The organism is Roseovarius sp. YIN77 (assembly GCF_057219155.1).
The window spans coordinates 35,810-50,854 of sequence record NZ_JBXVVI010000004.1 but is presented as its reverse complement, the minus strand read 5'-3'; the positions used below and the strand labels follow the sequence as shown (position 1 = coordinate 50,854).

14 protein-coding genes are annotated in these 15,045 nt (G+C 58.1%); 4 read left to right on the top strand and 10 right to left on the bottom strand.

Annotated features, from left to right (window positions below; genetic code table 11):
• Window positions 1-2: 2 nt before the first annotated feature.
• The 10 genes from AC2D8P_RS06365 to coxB all read right to left on the bottom strand — a co-directional run bounded on the left by AC2D8P_RS06365 (window position 3) and on the right by coxB (window position 9,038).
• Window positions 3-1,427 carry an FAD-binding oxidoreductase gene (locus tag AC2D8P_RS06365; protein WP_484701434.1) on the bottom strand — a complete coding sequence of 475 codons (1,425 nt, stop codon included), beginning with the start codon at window positions 1,425-1,427 and terminating at the stop codon, window positions 3-5.
• 138 nt (window positions 1,428-1,565) lie between these two features.
• Window positions 1,566-2,150, bottom strand: a complete 585-nt coding sequence (locus AC2D8P_RS06360) for a GNAT family N-acetyltransferase (RefSeq protein ID WP_484701433.1) — start codon at window positions 2,148-2,150, stop codon at window positions 1,566-1,568.
• Window positions 2,150-3,412, bottom strand: coding sequence for a M16 family metallopeptidase (locus AC2D8P_RS06355; protein WP_484701432.1), 1,263 nt, complete (start codon window positions 3,410-3,412; stop codon window positions 2,150-2,152). Before AC2D8P_RS06355 ends, AC2D8P_RS06360 begins: the two co-directional genes overlap by 1 nt.
• Window positions 3,409-4,797, bottom strand: coding sequence for a threonine synthase (gene thrC, locus AC2D8P_RS06350; RefSeq protein ID WP_484701431.1), 1,389 nt, complete (start codon window positions 4,795-4,797; stop codon window positions 3,409-3,411). The genes AC2D8P_RS06355 and thrC overlap by 4 nt, the downstream gene beginning before the upstream one ends.
• On the bottom strand, window positions 4,794-5,480 hold the full coding sequence (locus tag AC2D8P_RS06345; RefSeq protein WP_484701430.1) for an SURF1 family protein: 687 nt from the start codon (window positions 5,478-5,480) through the stop codon (window positions 4,794-4,796). Before AC2D8P_RS06345 ends, thrC begins: the two co-directional genes overlap by 4 nt.
• Window positions 5,481-5,569: 89 nt before the next feature.
• Window positions 5,570-6,370, bottom strand: coding sequence for a cytochrome c oxidase subunit 3 (locus AC2D8P_RS06340; RefSeq protein ID WP_484701429.1), 801 nt, complete (start codon window positions 6,368-6,370; stop codon window positions 5,570-5,572).
• Between the two features lie 21 nt (window positions 6,371-6,391).
• Window positions 6,392-6,982 carry a cytochrome c oxidase assembly protein gene (locus AC2D8P_RS06335; protein ID WP_484701428.1) on the bottom strand — a complete coding sequence of 197 codons (591 nt, stop codon included), beginning with the start codon at window positions 6,980-6,982 and terminating at the stop codon, window positions 6,392-6,394.
• Entirely contained in the window at window positions 6,979-7,161 is a 183-nt protein-coding gene (locus AC2D8P_RS06330; protein WP_484701427.1) for a hypothetical protein, read from the bottom strand. The genes AC2D8P_RS06335 and AC2D8P_RS06330 overlap by 4 nt, the downstream gene beginning before the upstream one ends.
• Before the next feature lie 3 nt (window positions 7,162-7,164).
• The gene (gene cyoE, locus AC2D8P_RS06325) at window positions 7,165-8,115 is read right to left on the bottom strand and encodes a heme o synthase (RefSeq protein ID WP_484701426.1); all 951 of its coding nucleotides are present in this window, start codon (window positions 8,113-8,115) and stop codon (window positions 7,165-7,167) included.
• Window positions 8,116-8,171: 56 nt separating this feature from the next.
• Window positions 8,172-9,038: a cytochrome c oxidase subunit II gene (coxB, locus tag AC2D8P_RS06320; RefSeq protein ID WP_484701425.1), complete on the bottom strand. Its 867-nt coding sequence runs from the start codon at window positions 9,036-9,038 to the stop codon at window positions 8,172-8,174.
• A gap of 186 nt (window positions 9,039-9,224) precedes the next feature.
• Between coxB and tldD the strand changes: the two genes are divergently transcribed.
• The 4 genes from tldD (at window position 9,225) to topA (ending at window position 15,044) form a co-directional block, all read left to right on the top strand.
• Entirely contained in the window at window positions 9,225-10,646 is a 1,422-nt protein-coding gene (tldD, locus tag AC2D8P_RS06315) for a metalloprotease TldD (RefSeq protein WP_484701424.1), read from the top strand.
• Window positions 10,643-11,077: a hypothetical protein gene (locus AC2D8P_RS06310; protein WP_484701423.1), complete on the top strand. Its 435-nt coding sequence runs from the start codon at window positions 10,643-10,645 to the stop codon at window positions 11,075-11,077. Before tldD ends, AC2D8P_RS06310 begins: the two co-directional genes overlap by 4 nt.
• A 111-nt stretch (window positions 11,078-11,188) precedes the next feature.
• Window positions 11,189-12,340: a DNA-processing protein DprA gene (gene dprA / locus AC2D8P_RS06305; RefSeq protein ID WP_484701422.1), complete on the top strand. Its 1,152-nt coding sequence runs from the start codon at window positions 11,189-11,191 to the stop codon at window positions 12,338-12,340.
• A 166-nt stretch (window positions 12,341-12,506) separates the two neighbouring features.
• Window positions 12,507-15,044, top strand: a complete 2,538-nt coding sequence (topA, locus tag AC2D8P_RS06300) for a type I DNA topoisomerase (protein ID WP_484701421.1) — start codon at window positions 12,507-12,509, stop codon at window positions 15,042-15,044.
• The last annotated feature ends 1 nt before the right edge of the window (window position 15,045 follow it).

The following is a 15,045-nucleotide window of genomic DNA, read 5'->3' as shown; positions in this document are numbered from 1 at the left end:
ATTCAGATTCCCAAAATGACCCCTGGGTTCATGATCCCCTTAGGATCCAACGCCGCCTTCACCGCCCGCATTGCCCCTAATAGTACCGGATCAGCATAGCGTTCGACATCGGGTACTTTCATCCGCCCAACCCCATGTTCCGCGGCAACTGATCCGCCCAGTTCGTACACCAGATCATGCACCGTGGTTTTGATCGCCTCCCGCAAATGGTCATACGCGTCGCGTTTGCGACCCAGCGCCGGGAAGGCATTGTAATGCAGATTGCCGTCACCCACATGGCCAAAACAATTGATCCGCATATCCCCGATCTTGGCCATCAACGGTCGCGCCCGGGCGATAAACTCCGGGATCACCGCCAGAGGCACCGAAATATCATGGGACGATATAGACCCGATACGCCGGTTGGCCTCGGGCAACGCCTCTCGCAAGGCCCAGAAATGATCGCGCTGCATGCCCGATTGCGCCAACCAGCCGTCGAGGATCATCCCCTTGTCGGTCCCCTCGTCAAACAGATCTTCCAACGCCGTTTCCAAGGGCAGGATGGCAGGTGCGCCAATGTCCAGCAGGACCGACCATTCCGGGGGCGTTTCAAAGGGCAGATGCAGATCAGGGATGGTTTCAGTGATAAAGTCAAACCCCTGCCGGTGGATCAGCTCAAACGCTGAAATCACCTCCCCCAATCGTGCCTGCGCCAGGTCCAGCAATTCCAGCGCCTCTTGTGGGCCAGGAACCGCGATCAGGGCGGTCGCCTGCTGATCCGGTCGCGGCGACAGGCGCAGGCTGGCCGCCGTGATCACCCCCAAGGTTCCCTCTGCCCCGATCAGCATATCGCGCAGGTCATAGCCCAAATTATCTTTTCTGAGCGGCGTAAGCCCATGCCAGATCTCGCCAGACGGCAACACAGCCTCTACCCCCAAACTCATGGCCCGCGCATTGCCGTAGCGCAAAGTATTCACACCACCCGCATTTGTCGCCAAGACGCCGCCGATTTGCGCAGTCCCTTGCGAGGCGATGGTCAGTGGAAACAGCCGCCCCACCCCTTCGGCAGCCTCCTGCACAGATTGCAAACTCGTTCCAGCCTCAACCACCATCGAATTGTCTAACGTGTCGATCATGCGGATATTTGACATCCGTTCCAGCGATAGGATCAGGGGCACAGGCCCCTCGGGCATAACCTGCCCGCCCACCAATCCGGTTCCGCCGCCATAGGGCACGACCCCCACGCGTGCGTCACTGCAAAGTCGGATGATCGCCGCGACCTCCTCGACCGTCCGAGGCAACGCCAGAACGCCGCCCTGCCCGTGATACCTGCGACGTGGTTCAGACAAATATGCCTCTGTCACCGGGCGCAAAACGTCCTGCCCCACTGCTTGCGCGATTTGCGCGGCAAAGGTTTCGTCAGCAGGGGTCAGGTGTGATTGGGTCATATACAAGGTGAACCATGGCGGCGCAGTCAGCGCAAGTCAGTCCTCAGCATCCAGCACCATAACGGTCGGACGCTGCGGAATCACCAGTATAGTCCGTCACAACACTGATCCAGTCGGTCCAGGATAGCACAATTCGCCCTAGCCCGCCTCGGTACGACCGCGCCGATCCAGACGCAAATTGGCGTACAGCACATGGGTACGCCAGCGGCCATTGATCTGCAGATAGCTCTGCGCGACGCCTTCGTACTTAAACCCGGTCTTTTCCAGAACCCCGCGCGAGGCCGCGTTCGTTGGCAGACAAGCGGCCTCAATCCGGCTTAGATCAAGGGAGGTGAACGCATAATGCACAGCGGCCTCAATAGCCTCCCGCATATAGCCCTGTCGGGCATGAACGGACCCGACCCAATAGCCCAACGTCGCGGCTTGCGCAGGCCCCCGGCGGATCGTGTCCAGCGTCAGTGCCCCCAGCAACCGGTCATCCTCACGCCGGATCATGAAAAGTGGCACGGCAGAGCCATTGCTGATCGACCGCTGCGCCCAATAGACCCGGTTGGTAAAGGATTTGCGTGTCAAGTGGTCAGCAGCCCAGCTGGGCTCCCATGGCGACAGAAATTCAACGCTTTCCTGCCGTAGCATAGCCCAATTGCGATAGTCGCTGTGACGCGGCGGGCGCAGCGTCATGCGCTCGGTCTCTATCCTGACCTTACGCCCCCGTCCCAACATCAGGCGACCAGCCGGTCCTGCAACTGCCCCAGTTCAGGCGCACCAACCACCGGACCGTAGAGCGCCATCGTCGGCGTCGTCCCGGTAATCATCTTGGCCGCGAACTCACGCACATCAGAAATGGTGACGGCATCGACTTTCTCGACCACCTCGGCCACGTTTGGCACCCGGTCCCAGATCGCCACCATCCGCGCCAGACGTTCGGCACGGTTCGATGGGCTTTCCAGCCCCATCAACAGGCCTGCCTTCATCTGTGCGCGTGCCCGGGCGATTTCAGCCTCGTCCATATCATCGGCACTGCGGGCAAGCTCATCCATGGTGATCATCGACAATTCACCCAGCTGTTCGGAATTGGTCCCGGCATAAATCGTAGTCAGCCCGGTATCAGCATAGGCCCCAACCTGGGCGAAAATCGTGTAACACAACCCGCGCTTTTCCCGCACCTCCTGGAACAGCCGAGAGGACATGTTGCCACCCAGCGCCGCGGCATAAATCTGTGCCGCATAGATAGATGGGTCGCGATAGCCCGGCGTTTCAAAGGCTAGTGCGAAGTGTGCTTGTTCCAACTCTTTCTCTACCCGGCTCTCGCCCCCTTGATAGCGGGCTTCGCGATGCACCAGACGTGGCCGCGCTGTCAGATGACCAAAAAGCGCCTCTGCCTGCTGAACCAATGCTGCGTGATCCACAGCCCCCGCTGCCGCCAGGATCATTTGATCCGGCCCATAATGTTCGGTCACAAAAGACGACAGATCATCGCGGGCAAAACTTGAAACCCGCTCTGCCGGGCCCAAAATCGTGCGCCCGATAGGCTGATCCGGGTAGGCACGTTCCTGCAACCAGTCAAAAATCACATCATCGGGCGTGTCCAATGCCTGTCCGATTTCTTGCAAGATCACTCCACGCTCGATCTCGATCTCAGCCGGATCAAACACAGGGTTCAGCAGAATGTCGGATATAACATCCACCGCCAACGGCACATCGGCCCGCAATACACGGGCATAATAGGCCGTGGTTTCACGGCTGGTATAGGCGTTGATATAGCCGCCAACATCCTCAATCGCCTCAGCAATTTGCAGAGCCGAGCGGGTGGTTGTGCCCTTAAATGCCATATGTTCCAGAAAATGCGCGATGCCGTTCTGCTCAAACCGCTCATGGCGGCCCCCGGCATTCACCCAGATCCCGACAGAGGCCGATTGCAGCCCCGGCATATGTTCCGTCACAACGCGAAAACCGTTGGACAATGTATGAAGTTCGACGCTCACCTGGCCAAACGCTCCTTGATCAAAGATTTCAGCGCGTCCAGATCATTGGCGACCTGGGTCACACGCTCATCGCGCTCATATAGATCAGCCATGCGCGGGGGCAAGGGGGCATCCTGACCGCAGGCCTCTTTCACCGCTGCCGGGAACTTCGCCGGATGGGCGGTGGCCAGCGTGATCATCGGGGTTACGCCAATAAGTTGGTCGGCCACCCGTGCACCAATTGCGGAATGCGGGCACAACACTTCGGCGCTGCGCTCATGGAAATCGCGGATCGCGCCTTTGGTTTCCTCTTCCGATACACGACCGGAATCGAACTGCTCGCGCAGCGCCTCCATCGCGCCTTGGGAAATCTTGAACCCACCACCGGATTTCAGCTCATCCATCAACTGCCTGACCGCCGCACCATCGCGCCCATAAGCATAAAATAGCGCGCGTTCAAAATTGGAACTCACCTGAATATCCATCGACGGGCTGATCGACGGTTCAACGCCCGTTGTACGATATTCGCCCCCATCCAGTGCCCGGTGCAGAATGTCATTCTGGTTGGTGGCCACGATCAGGCGATCAATCGGCAGGCCCATCTGCTTGGCAATGAAGCCCGCAAAGATATCGCCGAAATTGCCTGTGGGCACGGAAAAGCTGACCCGCCGATGCGGCGCACCAAGGCTGACAGCAGAGCTGAAATAATACACCACCTGCGCCAGAACCCGGGCCCAGTTGATCGAGTTCACACCCGCAAGGCGCACGCCATCACGGAACTCGAAGTCATTGAACATGTCTTTCAGCTGTGCCTGACAATCGTCAAAATCACCATGCACCGCCAACGCGTGTACATTGGCCTCCGCCGGAGTTGTCATCTGGCGGCGCTGCACCTCAGACACCCTGCCATGCGGGAACAGGATAAACACATCCACCGCGTCCAGCCCCCGGAACGCCTCGATCGCCGCCGACCCTGTATCGCCCGAGGTCGCGCCAACAATGGTCACCCGCTCGCCTCTGCGTTTCAACGCCACCTCAAAGAGTTGCCCAATCAGCTGCATGGCAAAATCTTTGAACGCCAATGTCGGGCCGTGGAACAGCTCCAGCAGGAAATGGTTGGGGCCCAGCTGTTTCAGCGGCGCACGGGCCTCATGCCCGAACCCGTCATAGGCGCGGGCAATGATCGCCTTAAACTCCTCATCCGTGAACGTATCACCCACAAAGGGGCGCATCACGCGAAACGCGATCTCTTCGTAAGACAACCCGGCCAGCGCGGCGATTTCATCCGCCGACATCGTCGGGATAGTTTCGGGCACATAAAGCCCCCCATCCCGGGCCAGACCCGTCAGCATCGCCTCTTCAAAACTCAGCTCGGGCGCGCGGCCACGGGTCGAGACATATTTCATTTTTGCAGTCCTTTGCGGTCTTTCTGCCTGATACGCCAGACGAACACCCCTGTCATCCCCAACCAGACCACAGCCAGCGAAAACCAGGTGAACGCATAACCCAAGTGATCATTGGGAATGGCGGATGTATCTACGGGCAAGGGCGTCACGGATTTGTCCATGAACGACAATTGGCGCGCCACCACCAAAACAGGTTGGGTTCGCAGCACTTCGGCCATCTGATCCAGATCGCGGGCGAACCACAGATTGCCCGCCACGTCATTGTCGGGGGTGGAGGAGTTTCGGTCATCAGGCCAGTGCAGATTGCCAACAATTTGCACCGGCCCTTCGGGCAGCACAGGCAACGGTTGGTCCACCTTGATGAACCCCAGATCCAGCAGGATCGACCGCTGCCCTACCCGCAACGGAGCGATCAGGCGATAGCCCGCTCCAATTTGTTTGCGGCTGACCAGCACGCGGAGCACATCCTGCCCAAGCAGCCCGTCAAACTCGACGGGTTGATAACGGTGGACCATCGGATCAGGTTCGGCTGGTAGTGCAATGGGGGCATCCGAAATTCGCGCCTCAATCTCTGCCAGCACGTCCTCCTTCCAATCCAGTCTCTGTACCTGCCACGTACCCAACCTGATCAGGATGGCAGCGCCGATCAGGCCAAAGATCAGAGGGACAATAACGCGGCTCACTGGCGACAGCTCCGTTTCAAAAGGAAAAGCGCGCGAAAGAGCCGCGCGCTTCGGGATTTTCTGTAGGGTGGGGTTTCACCCCACCTTCCTTATCCGCCCCAAACGTAAACAGCGGCGAACAGGAACAGCCAGACAACGTCAACAAAGTGCCAGTACCAAGCGGCAGCCTCAAATCCCACATGCTGTTGCGGGGTGAAGTGGCCGCGCTGTGCACGCATCAGGCAGACAAACAGGAAGACCGTGCCGATAATCACGTGGGCCCCATGGAAGCCTGTGGCCATAAAGAAGGACGCGCCATAGATATTACCGGCAAAACCAAAGGCCGCATGGCTGTATTCATAGGCCTGGAAGCCGGTAAAGATCGCCCCCAGAACAATCGCGATGATCAGGCCGTTGATCATGTCTTTGCGGTTGTTTTCATGGGCCATCGCGTGGTGGGCCCAGGTGCAGGCGGCACCAGAACACAGCAGGATCAGCGTGTTGATCAGGGGCAGGTGCCACGGATCAAATGTTTCAATCCCCACCGGAGGCCAAACAGCATCCACTGCCGGGCTGTCAGGCCCCATCGGGTACATGGCGTGTTTGAAGAAGGTCCAGAACCAGGCCGAGAAGAACATGATCTCAGACATGATGAACAATAGGAACCCATAGCGCAGGCCGATCTGCACCACAGGCGTGTGATCACCCGTGTTGCCCTCGACCACCATGTCGGACCACCACACAAACATCACATAAAGGACCAGCGCCAAGCCGATCAGGAAAATCCACGGAATGCCGTTTGACATCCATTGCACCGCGCCAAACAACATGACGAAGGCACCAACTGCCCCCAGAAACGGATTCAGAGATGGTGGCAGGATGTGATAGTCGTGGTTCTTTTCGTGTGCCATGCGTATTCCCTCGTTTTGAGGCTAGTTAACATCACTCGAAGTCGCGGTCGAGAGGCTCGCCGTATCTTCGGGCATTTCGGTTTCATAAAAAGTGTAAGACAGCGTGATATGCTGCAGATATTTCGCCTCGCGGTCGTCGACGATCTCCGGATCGACAAAGAATGTCAGCGGCATCTGTACCCGTTCCCCGGGCTGTAAGACCTGCTCGGTAAAGCAGAAACAGTCGATCTTGGTGAAAAATCCACCTGCCGCATAGGGCGTTACGTTATAGCTTGCGGTTCCGGCAACCGGTCGATCAGTTGGGTTATAGGCCTCATAAAAGACCAAACCCGTTTCACCAATGCGAATTTCCATCTCGCGCACGACGGGTTTGAACTCCCACGGCATTCCGCGTTCCAGCGTGCCGTCAAACCGTACGGTGATCGTCTGATCCAAAACCTCATCTGATCCGGTGTCGGCTGTCGCGGTGGTGCCGCCAAACCCGGTGACGCTGCAAAACCAATCGTACAAAGGTACCGACGCCCACGCCAGGCCACCCATAAAAACCACAACGCCCAACAGGCTTAGCACGGTCTTACGGTTGCTCTTGGGGGTCGAATCAGGAACGCTCATTGCCCACCCTCCTGCACCTGACCGGTGCTGGCGTTGTAGGCATCATGAACGTCGATGACTTTCACCTTCACCACAGTCAAGCCAAAAACGATCGCCACAAATCCGATCAGCGCCAATCCAACACCGGCATTGCGGCTGAAACGGCGCTTGTGCAGTTCATGTTCCTTTGCAATCGCCATGCCTTACCAGCCCCCCAGCCCATAAGGGCGCAGCGCGGCTTCTGCCAACAAGGCACCGAAATGCAGGAACAGGTAAAAGAGTGATGATTTGAAAAACCCACGTTCCGCTTTATAAGCATCCGCCTCGGCCGCCGCATCATCGCGACGCACAATCTCGACCGCGCCCTTGATGAACCACAGGTTCAGAACCACAGCGGTTGCCAGATAAATCGGCCCCCCGATAGAGGTCAACCCGGCCCCAATGGTCACAGGTACCAATAACAACGTATAGGCCAGAATGTGACGGCGGGTCGACTTGCGCCCGTGGGTCACGGTCAGCATCGGCACACCCGCCTCTTTGTAGTCCGACTTCACAAACAGGGCCAAAGCCCAGAAATGCGGCGGCGTCCACATAAAGGTAATCATGAACATCAGAACAGATTCGACCGATATACCACCGGTGGCCACAGCCCAGCCGATCATCGGCGGGAAAGCACCAGCCGCACCACCGATGACGATGTTTTGCGGGGTCCAGCGTTTCAACCACATCGTGTAGATCACGACATAGAAAAAGATGGTAAAGGCCAGCAATCCTGCGGCCACCCAATTCGCCGCCAGTCCCAGCATCACGACAGCCATGGCCGAGAGGGTGATCCCGATAGCAAAAGCCTCGTCCTTGGTCACTTTGCCTGCCGGGATCGGACGTCCCTTGGTGCGTTTCATCACCGCATCGATATCAGCATCCCACCACATGTTCAGCGCACCCGAGGCGCCACCGCCAATGGCAATAAACAGGATCGCAGCAAATCCGATCATCGGATGCACGGGCACCGGGGCCACCAACAGACCGACCAGCGCGGTAAACACAACCAGCGACATCACCCGCGGTTTCAGCAGGGCAAAGTAATCCCCAAAACTGGCTTCACCGCCATGGGCGGTGGCCTTGATCGGGGTATCTATGCTGGTGTCGCTCATGCCTTGTCTTTCAGACGGGGTGAGAGGCCAGCATATGCACTGGCCCGCAACACGACTTAGTTAGACGCAACGGTGATGGATTGCGGGATACCGGCGAACTCTTCCTTCGCGCGGCCCAGCCAGGCGTCATATTGCGCCTGCGTCACGACCTTGACGGTGATCGGCATATAGGCGTGGTCCTTGCCGCACAGTTCCGAACATTGGCCGAAATAGATGCCCTCGGCCCCTTCATCGACCTCAAACCACAGCTCTGCCAGACGTCCGGGAACGCCGTCCTGCTTTACACCAAAGGCGGGGATGGCCCAGGCGTGGATCACGTCAGCCGCAGTCACTTGTACAACGATGGTCTTACCTGATGGCACGACAACGGCGGTGTCGGTGGCCAGCAGATATTCGTCCTGGCTATAGCCAGCCGCTGCCAGACCTTCACGACCCAGCATGAAGCTGTCAAAGCCGAACTCTTCGTCGACATATTCATAGGACCAGTACCACTGGTTGCCGATCGCCTTGATGGTGATGTCACCTTCCGGGATTTCCTGCTGCTTGAACAGAACCGGCAGCGAGAACGCGCCGATGAAAACCAGAATGACAATCGGCCCAATGGTCCAGGCCACTTCCAGTGGTGAGTTATGGGTAAACGTCGCGGGTGTTTTGTTGACGCGCTGATTGTAGCGCATGATGATGTACGCCATCAGCCCTGTCACAAACACAACAATCGCTGTGATGATCACCAGGATTAGGCCATCCAGGCCCTGAATGTCGCGGGCCAGTTCGGTAACTGCGGGCTGAAACCCAATTCCACCCTCGACAGGCTTACCAATAATCTCCAACCCTTCGATCCCGTCCTGCGCAAAGGCGGCAGCCGCAGAGAGAGTTGCAAGAGTAGCGGCCGATAGGCCCGAAAGTTTGCTCAGAAGCTTCATATCCGTTTCCTGTTCGATCCGGCGTCTGTGGCGCCCGGTGGCTTTTCCGATGGCTGATCCGGGAATTGCCGGAATCCCATTGTGTCCGGCTCGGTTAAAACCATATTACAACAGACGGAACAAGCAAATCATGCGCGGCAAAGGGCCGCTTTTTGGAAATTTGTCACTTTCAGACGCGGAGAGACCATGTCAGACACCCCATTTCGCCCCTTCGAGACTGCTTTTGACAAAGATCAGGCGCTGGGCCATCTGGCCGCGGCGACAGATGGGGCCGATGATGGGGAGCTGTTTCTGGAGCGCCGCCGGTCTGAGGCGCTGGTTTTTGATGATGGCCGGGTGAAAACCGCCAGCTATGACGCATCTGAGGGATTCGGCCTGCGCGCCGTGCGCGGCGAAACCGCTGGTTACGCACATTCCACCGAAATGTCCGAGGCTGCATTGAAACGCGCCGTTGAAACCGCGCGGCTGGCCGTGGGCGATGGCGGCGGCACCTTGGCCGACGCCCCCACCGGCACCAATACCCGGCTTTACCGCGATCTCGACCCGATATCCGAGATCAGCTTTGCCACCAAATTGGACACTCTGCGTGAAATCGATGACTTTCTGCGCGCCCTCGATCCGCGCGTTGTGCAGGTCAGCGCAACAGCCGCGGCGTCCTTGCAAGAGGTCGAGATCCTGCGCCCAGAAGGCACGCATTTGCGCGATGTCCGCCCCATGACCCGGCTGAATATCGGCGTCATCGTCGAGCAGGACGGCCGCCGCGAATCTGGTTCGGCAGGCGGCGGCGGGCGCATCAGTCTGGAAGGGCTGATCGACCGCGCCCATTGGGAAGGCGTCGCGCGCGAGGCACTGCGCGTGGCGGTGGTCAACCTTGACGCTGTTCCTGCGCCTGCGGGCGTCATGGATGTGGTGCTGGGCCCCGGTTGGCCTGGTATTTTGTTGCATGAGGCCATCGGTCATGGGCTTGAGGGCGATTTTAACCGCAAGGGCAGCTCTGCCTTTGCAGGTCTCATGGGCCAACAGATTGCCGCCCCCGGCGTCACTGTTCTGGATGACGGCACCATTCCCGATCGGCGCGGATCAATCACCTTTGATGATGAGGGCACGCCGTCCGGCAAAAACACCCTGATCGAGGACGGCATTTTGGTGGGCTACATGCAAGACCGTCAAAACGCCCGTCTGATGGGCGTCAATGCCACTGGCAATGGGCGGCGCGAATCCTATGCCCACGCGCCCATGCCCCGGATGACCAATACCTATATGCTGGGCGGTGATACCGACCCCGCCGATGTGGTCGCGGGGCTGAAGGATGGCATCTATGCTGTCGGTTTTGGTGGCGGTCAGGTGGATATCACCAACGGCAAGTTTGTGTTTAGCTGCACCGAGGCCTACCGGGTTGAAAACGGCCAGATCGGCGCCCCGGTCAAGGGCGCCACGCTAATCGGCGACGGCGCCACCGCCCTGAAACAAATCCGCGCCATCGGCAACGATATGGCACTGGACCCCGGCATGGGCAATTGCGGCAAACAAGGCCAATGGGTCCCCGTGGGCGTCGGCCAGCCGACATTGATGATTGGCGGGCTGACCGTGGGTGGGGCTGCTGCGTGAAATTACCGGATTTTGCTTGGAGCATCCCGGAAGATCGGATTCAGCATGTTTCGATTATCGATATGCTGATCGCACTAATCTCCACCTTTATTGCGTTGCCCACAATTGGGTTTACACTTGCAACCATTTTTAAATTTCTGGTCGGAGAAGATTCAGTTCTCGTAACGATATTTTCGGGAGTAATGTTTACCGGGTTCTATGCATGGATGTTTGCAATTCCCGCATTTCTGATTGCGATCATAGCAAAACGTCATGGTCTGGTAGGTTACCTGTCCGCTTCAGTTACCGGCTTCTTGCTTGGTGGTATCCCCATTCCCATGATGATAGCGATGGATGGTTTTAGGCATTTGGATATTCAAGACCTTATATCAATTCTATTTACTCTTTTTACGCTCGGTTCGATTGGCTTGGTATATGCTTTTTTCTCTTAGCTTGTGCTGAGGTACTTGTGTCCAGACGCTTTTACAAAATCGTCCCAACAATCTTAACCCTTCCTTAACCATACGCACGCCACTCTGACCGAACCACACCATAGGGCAGTCATGGCGGACGATCTTTTTTCTCACACGATCACACCCCCACCACCTCTCACCGATGCTGACCGACTGACCCACCTGCGCCTGATCCGGTCCCGCCGGGTCGGCGCAACGACCTTTCACCGGCTGGTGCAGGAACACGGATCAACGGCAGAGGCGTTGGCGGCCCTGCCGGACATCGCCCGCGCCGCCGGCGTAAAAACCTACGCCCCCTGCTCCACCGAGGCCGCGGAACATGAAATGGCTGCGGGCCACAAGGCCGGCGCGCACCTGATCTGCGATGGAGATCCAGATTATCCTGCCCCCCTCTATGATCTGCCCGATGCCCCACCCGTTCTCTGGCTGCGTGGACGGGCCGAACTGCTCTCTCGCCCGATGATCGCCATGGTCGGGGCGCGCAATGCGTCATCTCTCGGCACCCGGATGGCGCGCAAACTGGCGGGCGAACTGGGGGAGGCCGGATTTGTCATCACCTCGGGCCTTGCCCGCGGGATCGACGCCGCCGCCCATCTGGCCGCCCTGCCCAGTGGCACGGTTGCGGTTCTCGCTGGCGGGGTTGATGTGGTCTACCCATTGGAAAACCTGTCGCTGATGGATCAGATCGCGGCGGAGGGCGTGATCCTGTCGGAACAGCCCATCGGGATGCAGCCCCTCGCCCGCCATTTCCCGATGCGCAACCGGATCATTTCGGGCCTTGCGCAGGCCGTGGTGGTGGTAGAGGCCGCATTGAAATCCGGCAGCCTGATCACCGCGCGCAATGCGCTGGATCAGGGACGGGAGGTTCTGGCCGTCCCCGGCCACCCCATCGATGCCCGTGCCTCTGGTTGCAACGCCTTGATCCGGGATGGGGCGATTTTAGTCAGAGACGCCACTGACGTGGTTGATGCCCTGAAACCGCTCTCCACGCCGTCCACCGTCAAATCACCGCCCGCCATGACTACACCCGCAACTGGGTCGCATCCGCCATCGACACCTCCCGGCTTTGATCTTCAATCCCGCATCCTGTCCTTGCTCGGCCCTAGCCCTGTTGCCATCGACCAATTGATCCGCGATTGCGCTCAGCCCTCGGATCGGGTGATGCCCGCCCTCACCATGCTGGAGCTTGATGGCCAGATCGAACGCCGGGCCGGGGGGCTAATTTCTCGCACCGCGCAATAGGTCAGTAAATTTGACCATGTGGATAACCGCACCGACGCAATGCCGCGCCAATACCGACGCAATACCGACGTTGATTTTTGGCAATCTGAAACACGCCATTGACAATCCCCTCTCTCCCCCCACATTTTGCGCGGCCATAAGGCCGAGCAGAGTCGAAAGGAAATTTATGCCCGTCGTTGTCGTCGAATCCCCGGCCAAAGCCAAAACAATCAATAAGTATCTTGGGGAAGATTACACCGTCCTGGCCTCTTACGGCCACGTCCGTGATCTGCCCGCCAAGGACGGGTCGGTGGATACCGATAACGACTTTGAAATGATTTGGGAAATTGGCTACGATTCCCGCAAGCATGTAAAGGCAATCGCCGATGCATTAAAGGGCGATGACACGCTGATCCTCGCCACCGACCCCGACCGCGAGGGGGAGGCGATCAGCTGGCACCTGCAAGAGGCCCTGACCAAACGCAAGGCGATTAAGAAGTCGACGGATGTAAAGCGTGTCGTCTTTAACGCGATCACCAAATCCGCGGTTACAGAGGCGATGAAAAACCCCCGCGACGTCGACGCCCCCCTGGTCGAAGCCTACCTCGCCCGCCGCGCCTTGGACTATCTTGTCGGCTTCAATCTGTCCCCGGTTTTGTGGCGCAAACTGCCAGGTGCGAAATCCGCCGGCCGCGTGCAATCCGTCTGTCTGCGCCTGATCGTCGAACGCGAGATGGAGATCGAGGCCTTCAATGCCCGCGAATATTGGTCGGTCAAGGCGATCCTGACCACGCCACGCGGACAGGAGTATGAGGCAAAGTTAACTGTTCTGGGCGGCAAGAAGCTCGATAAATACGATCTGGAAAACAGCACGGCTGCGGAACTGGCTGTGCAGGCTGTGCAGTCTCGTGATCTGACCGTCAGCTCGGTCGAGGCCAAACCCGCATCACGAAAACCCGCCGCCCCGTTCATGACATCGACACTGCAGCAAGAGGCCAGCCGCAAATTTGGTTTTGGCGCACGCCAAACTATGTCGACCGCCCAACGCCTGTATGAGGCCGGCTACATTACCTATATGCGGACGGATGGCATTGATATGGCACCAGAGGCCGTGATGGCCACACGGGAAGAGATCAAATCGCGCTATGGCGATGCTTATGTTCCCTCCTCTCCGCGCATGTATAAAAACAAAGCCAAGAACGCCCAAGAAGCCCACGAGTGTATCCGCCCTACAGATATGTCGCGCGATCCCGGCAAGCTGGCCAAGCTCGAGGCCGATCAGCACAAGCTGTACGATCTGATCTGGAAACGCACCATTGCCAGCCAGATGGAAGCGGCCCGCATGGAACGCACCACCGTCGATATCAGCAGCGCCGATGGACAGGTTGAACTGCGCGCCACAGGTCAAGTTGTGTTGTTTGATGGCTTTATCCGTGTGTATGAGGAGGGTCGCGATGATAGCGCCGTCGATGACGACGACAAGCGCCTGCCACAGATTGCAGCAGGCGACGCTGCCGCCAAACAAAGCGTGACCCCCGATCAGCATTTCACTCAGCCGCCGCCCCGCTATACCGAGGCAACGCTTGTTAAGAAGATGGAAGAGTTGGGGATCGGACGCCCGTCGACCTATGCCTCTGTCGTAACTACGATCCAGGATCGCGGCTATGTCCGCAAAGACAAAAATCGGCTGTTCCCCGAAGACAAGGGGCGGCTGGTCACGGTCTTTTTGACCAACTATTTCCGCAAATATGTCGGCTATGAATTCACCGCCAATCTGGAACAGGAGCTTGATGAAGTTTCCGCCGGTGACGAAAACTACAAGGATGTCCTCGGTCGGTTCTGGCGGGATTTCTCTGCGGCGATCTCAGAAACATCCGAACTGCGCATCACCGAAGTTCTGGACAAGATCAACGAAGTGCTGGAACCGCACCTCTTCCCCATGAACGAGGAAGGCACCGATCCGCGGCTCTGTCCAAATTGCGGATTGGGGCGACTTTCAATGCGCACAGCCCGGTCCGGTGGCGCCTTCATTGGTTGTTCAAACTATCCTGAATGTCGCTATACCCGGCCCTTTGGCCCCCCAGGTGCAGAAGGCGACGACATTGGTCCGGACGGCAAAATCCTAGGCTATGACGACGAAGATGCGATATCGTTGCGCAAGGGGCGCTTTGGCCCCTATGTGCAGCGTGGCGACGCCACCGAAGAAGTGCCTAAGCCCCCACGCGCCAGCCTCCCAAAAGGCTGGTCGCCCGAAGATATCGATCTGGAAAAGGCGCTGATGCTTTTGAACCTGCCGCGTGAGGTTGGACCACATCCAGACGATGGCGAAATGATCGAGGCAGGAATCGGGCGCTATGGCCCCTTTGTCAAACACGGCCGGCTTTATGCCAATTTAAAAGAAGTCGACGACGTCTTTACCATCGGCATGAACCGTGCGGTCGAAGAATTGGCCAAGAAAGCCGCCTCTCGCGGTGGCACGCGCGCTACGGCAAAGCCGCTGAAGGAACTAGGCGAACATCCCGAAAGCGGTGGTGCTGTCAATGTCATGGATGGACGCTACGGCCCCTATGTCAAATGGGAAAAAATCAACGCGACCTTGCCCAAGGATGTTGAGCCTGCCGATTTGACCATGGATATGGCGTTGCAATTGATTGCGGAGAAGGCCGCCAAAAAGGGAACAAAACGCAAAGCCCCCGCGAAAAAGGCAAAGGCCAAAGCAAAGTAGT

Coding starts and splice junctions, on each gene's coding strand:
- thrC (WP_484701431.1), bottom strand. CDS start 4,797: ATGAAATATGTCTCGACCCGTGGCCGCGCGCCCGAGCTGAGTTTTGAA.
- AC2D8P_RS06330 (WP_484701427.1), bottom strand. CDS start 7,161: ATGGCGATTGCAAAGGAACATGAACTGCACAAGCGCCGTTTCAGCCGC.
- dprA (WP_484701422.1), top strand. CDS start 11,189: ATGGCGGACGATCTTTTTTCTCACACGATCACACCCCCACCACCTCTC.
- tldD (WP_484701424.1), top strand. CDS start 9,225: ATGTCAGACACCCCATTTCGCCCCTTCGAGACTGCTTTTGACAAAGAT.
- cyoE (WP_484701426.1), bottom strand. CDS start 8,115: ATGAGCGACACCAGCATAGATACCCCGATCAAGGCCACCGCCCATGGC.
- AC2D8P_RS06335 (WP_484701428.1), bottom strand. CDS start 6,982: ATGAGCGTTCCTGATTCGACCCCCAAGAGCAACCGTAAGACCGTGCTA.
- AC2D8P_RS06340 (WP_484701429.1), bottom strand. CDS start 6,370: ATGGCACACGAAAAGAACCACGACTATCACATCCTGCCACCATCTCTG.
- AC2D8P_RS06360 (WP_484701433.1), bottom strand. CDS start 2,150: ATGTTGGGACGGGGGCGTAAGGTCAGGATAGAGACCGAGCGCATGACG.
- AC2D8P_RS06365 (WP_484701434.1), bottom strand. CDS start 1,427: ATGACCCAATCACACCTGACCCCTGCTGACGAAACCTTTGCCGCGCAA.
- topA (WP_484701421.1), top strand. CDS start 12,507: ATGCCCGTCGTTGTCGTCGAATCCCCGGCCAAAGCCAAAACAATCAAT.
- coxB (WP_484701425.1), bottom strand. CDS start 9,038: ATGAAGCTTCTGAGCAAACTTTCGGGCCTATCGGCCGCTACTCTTGCA.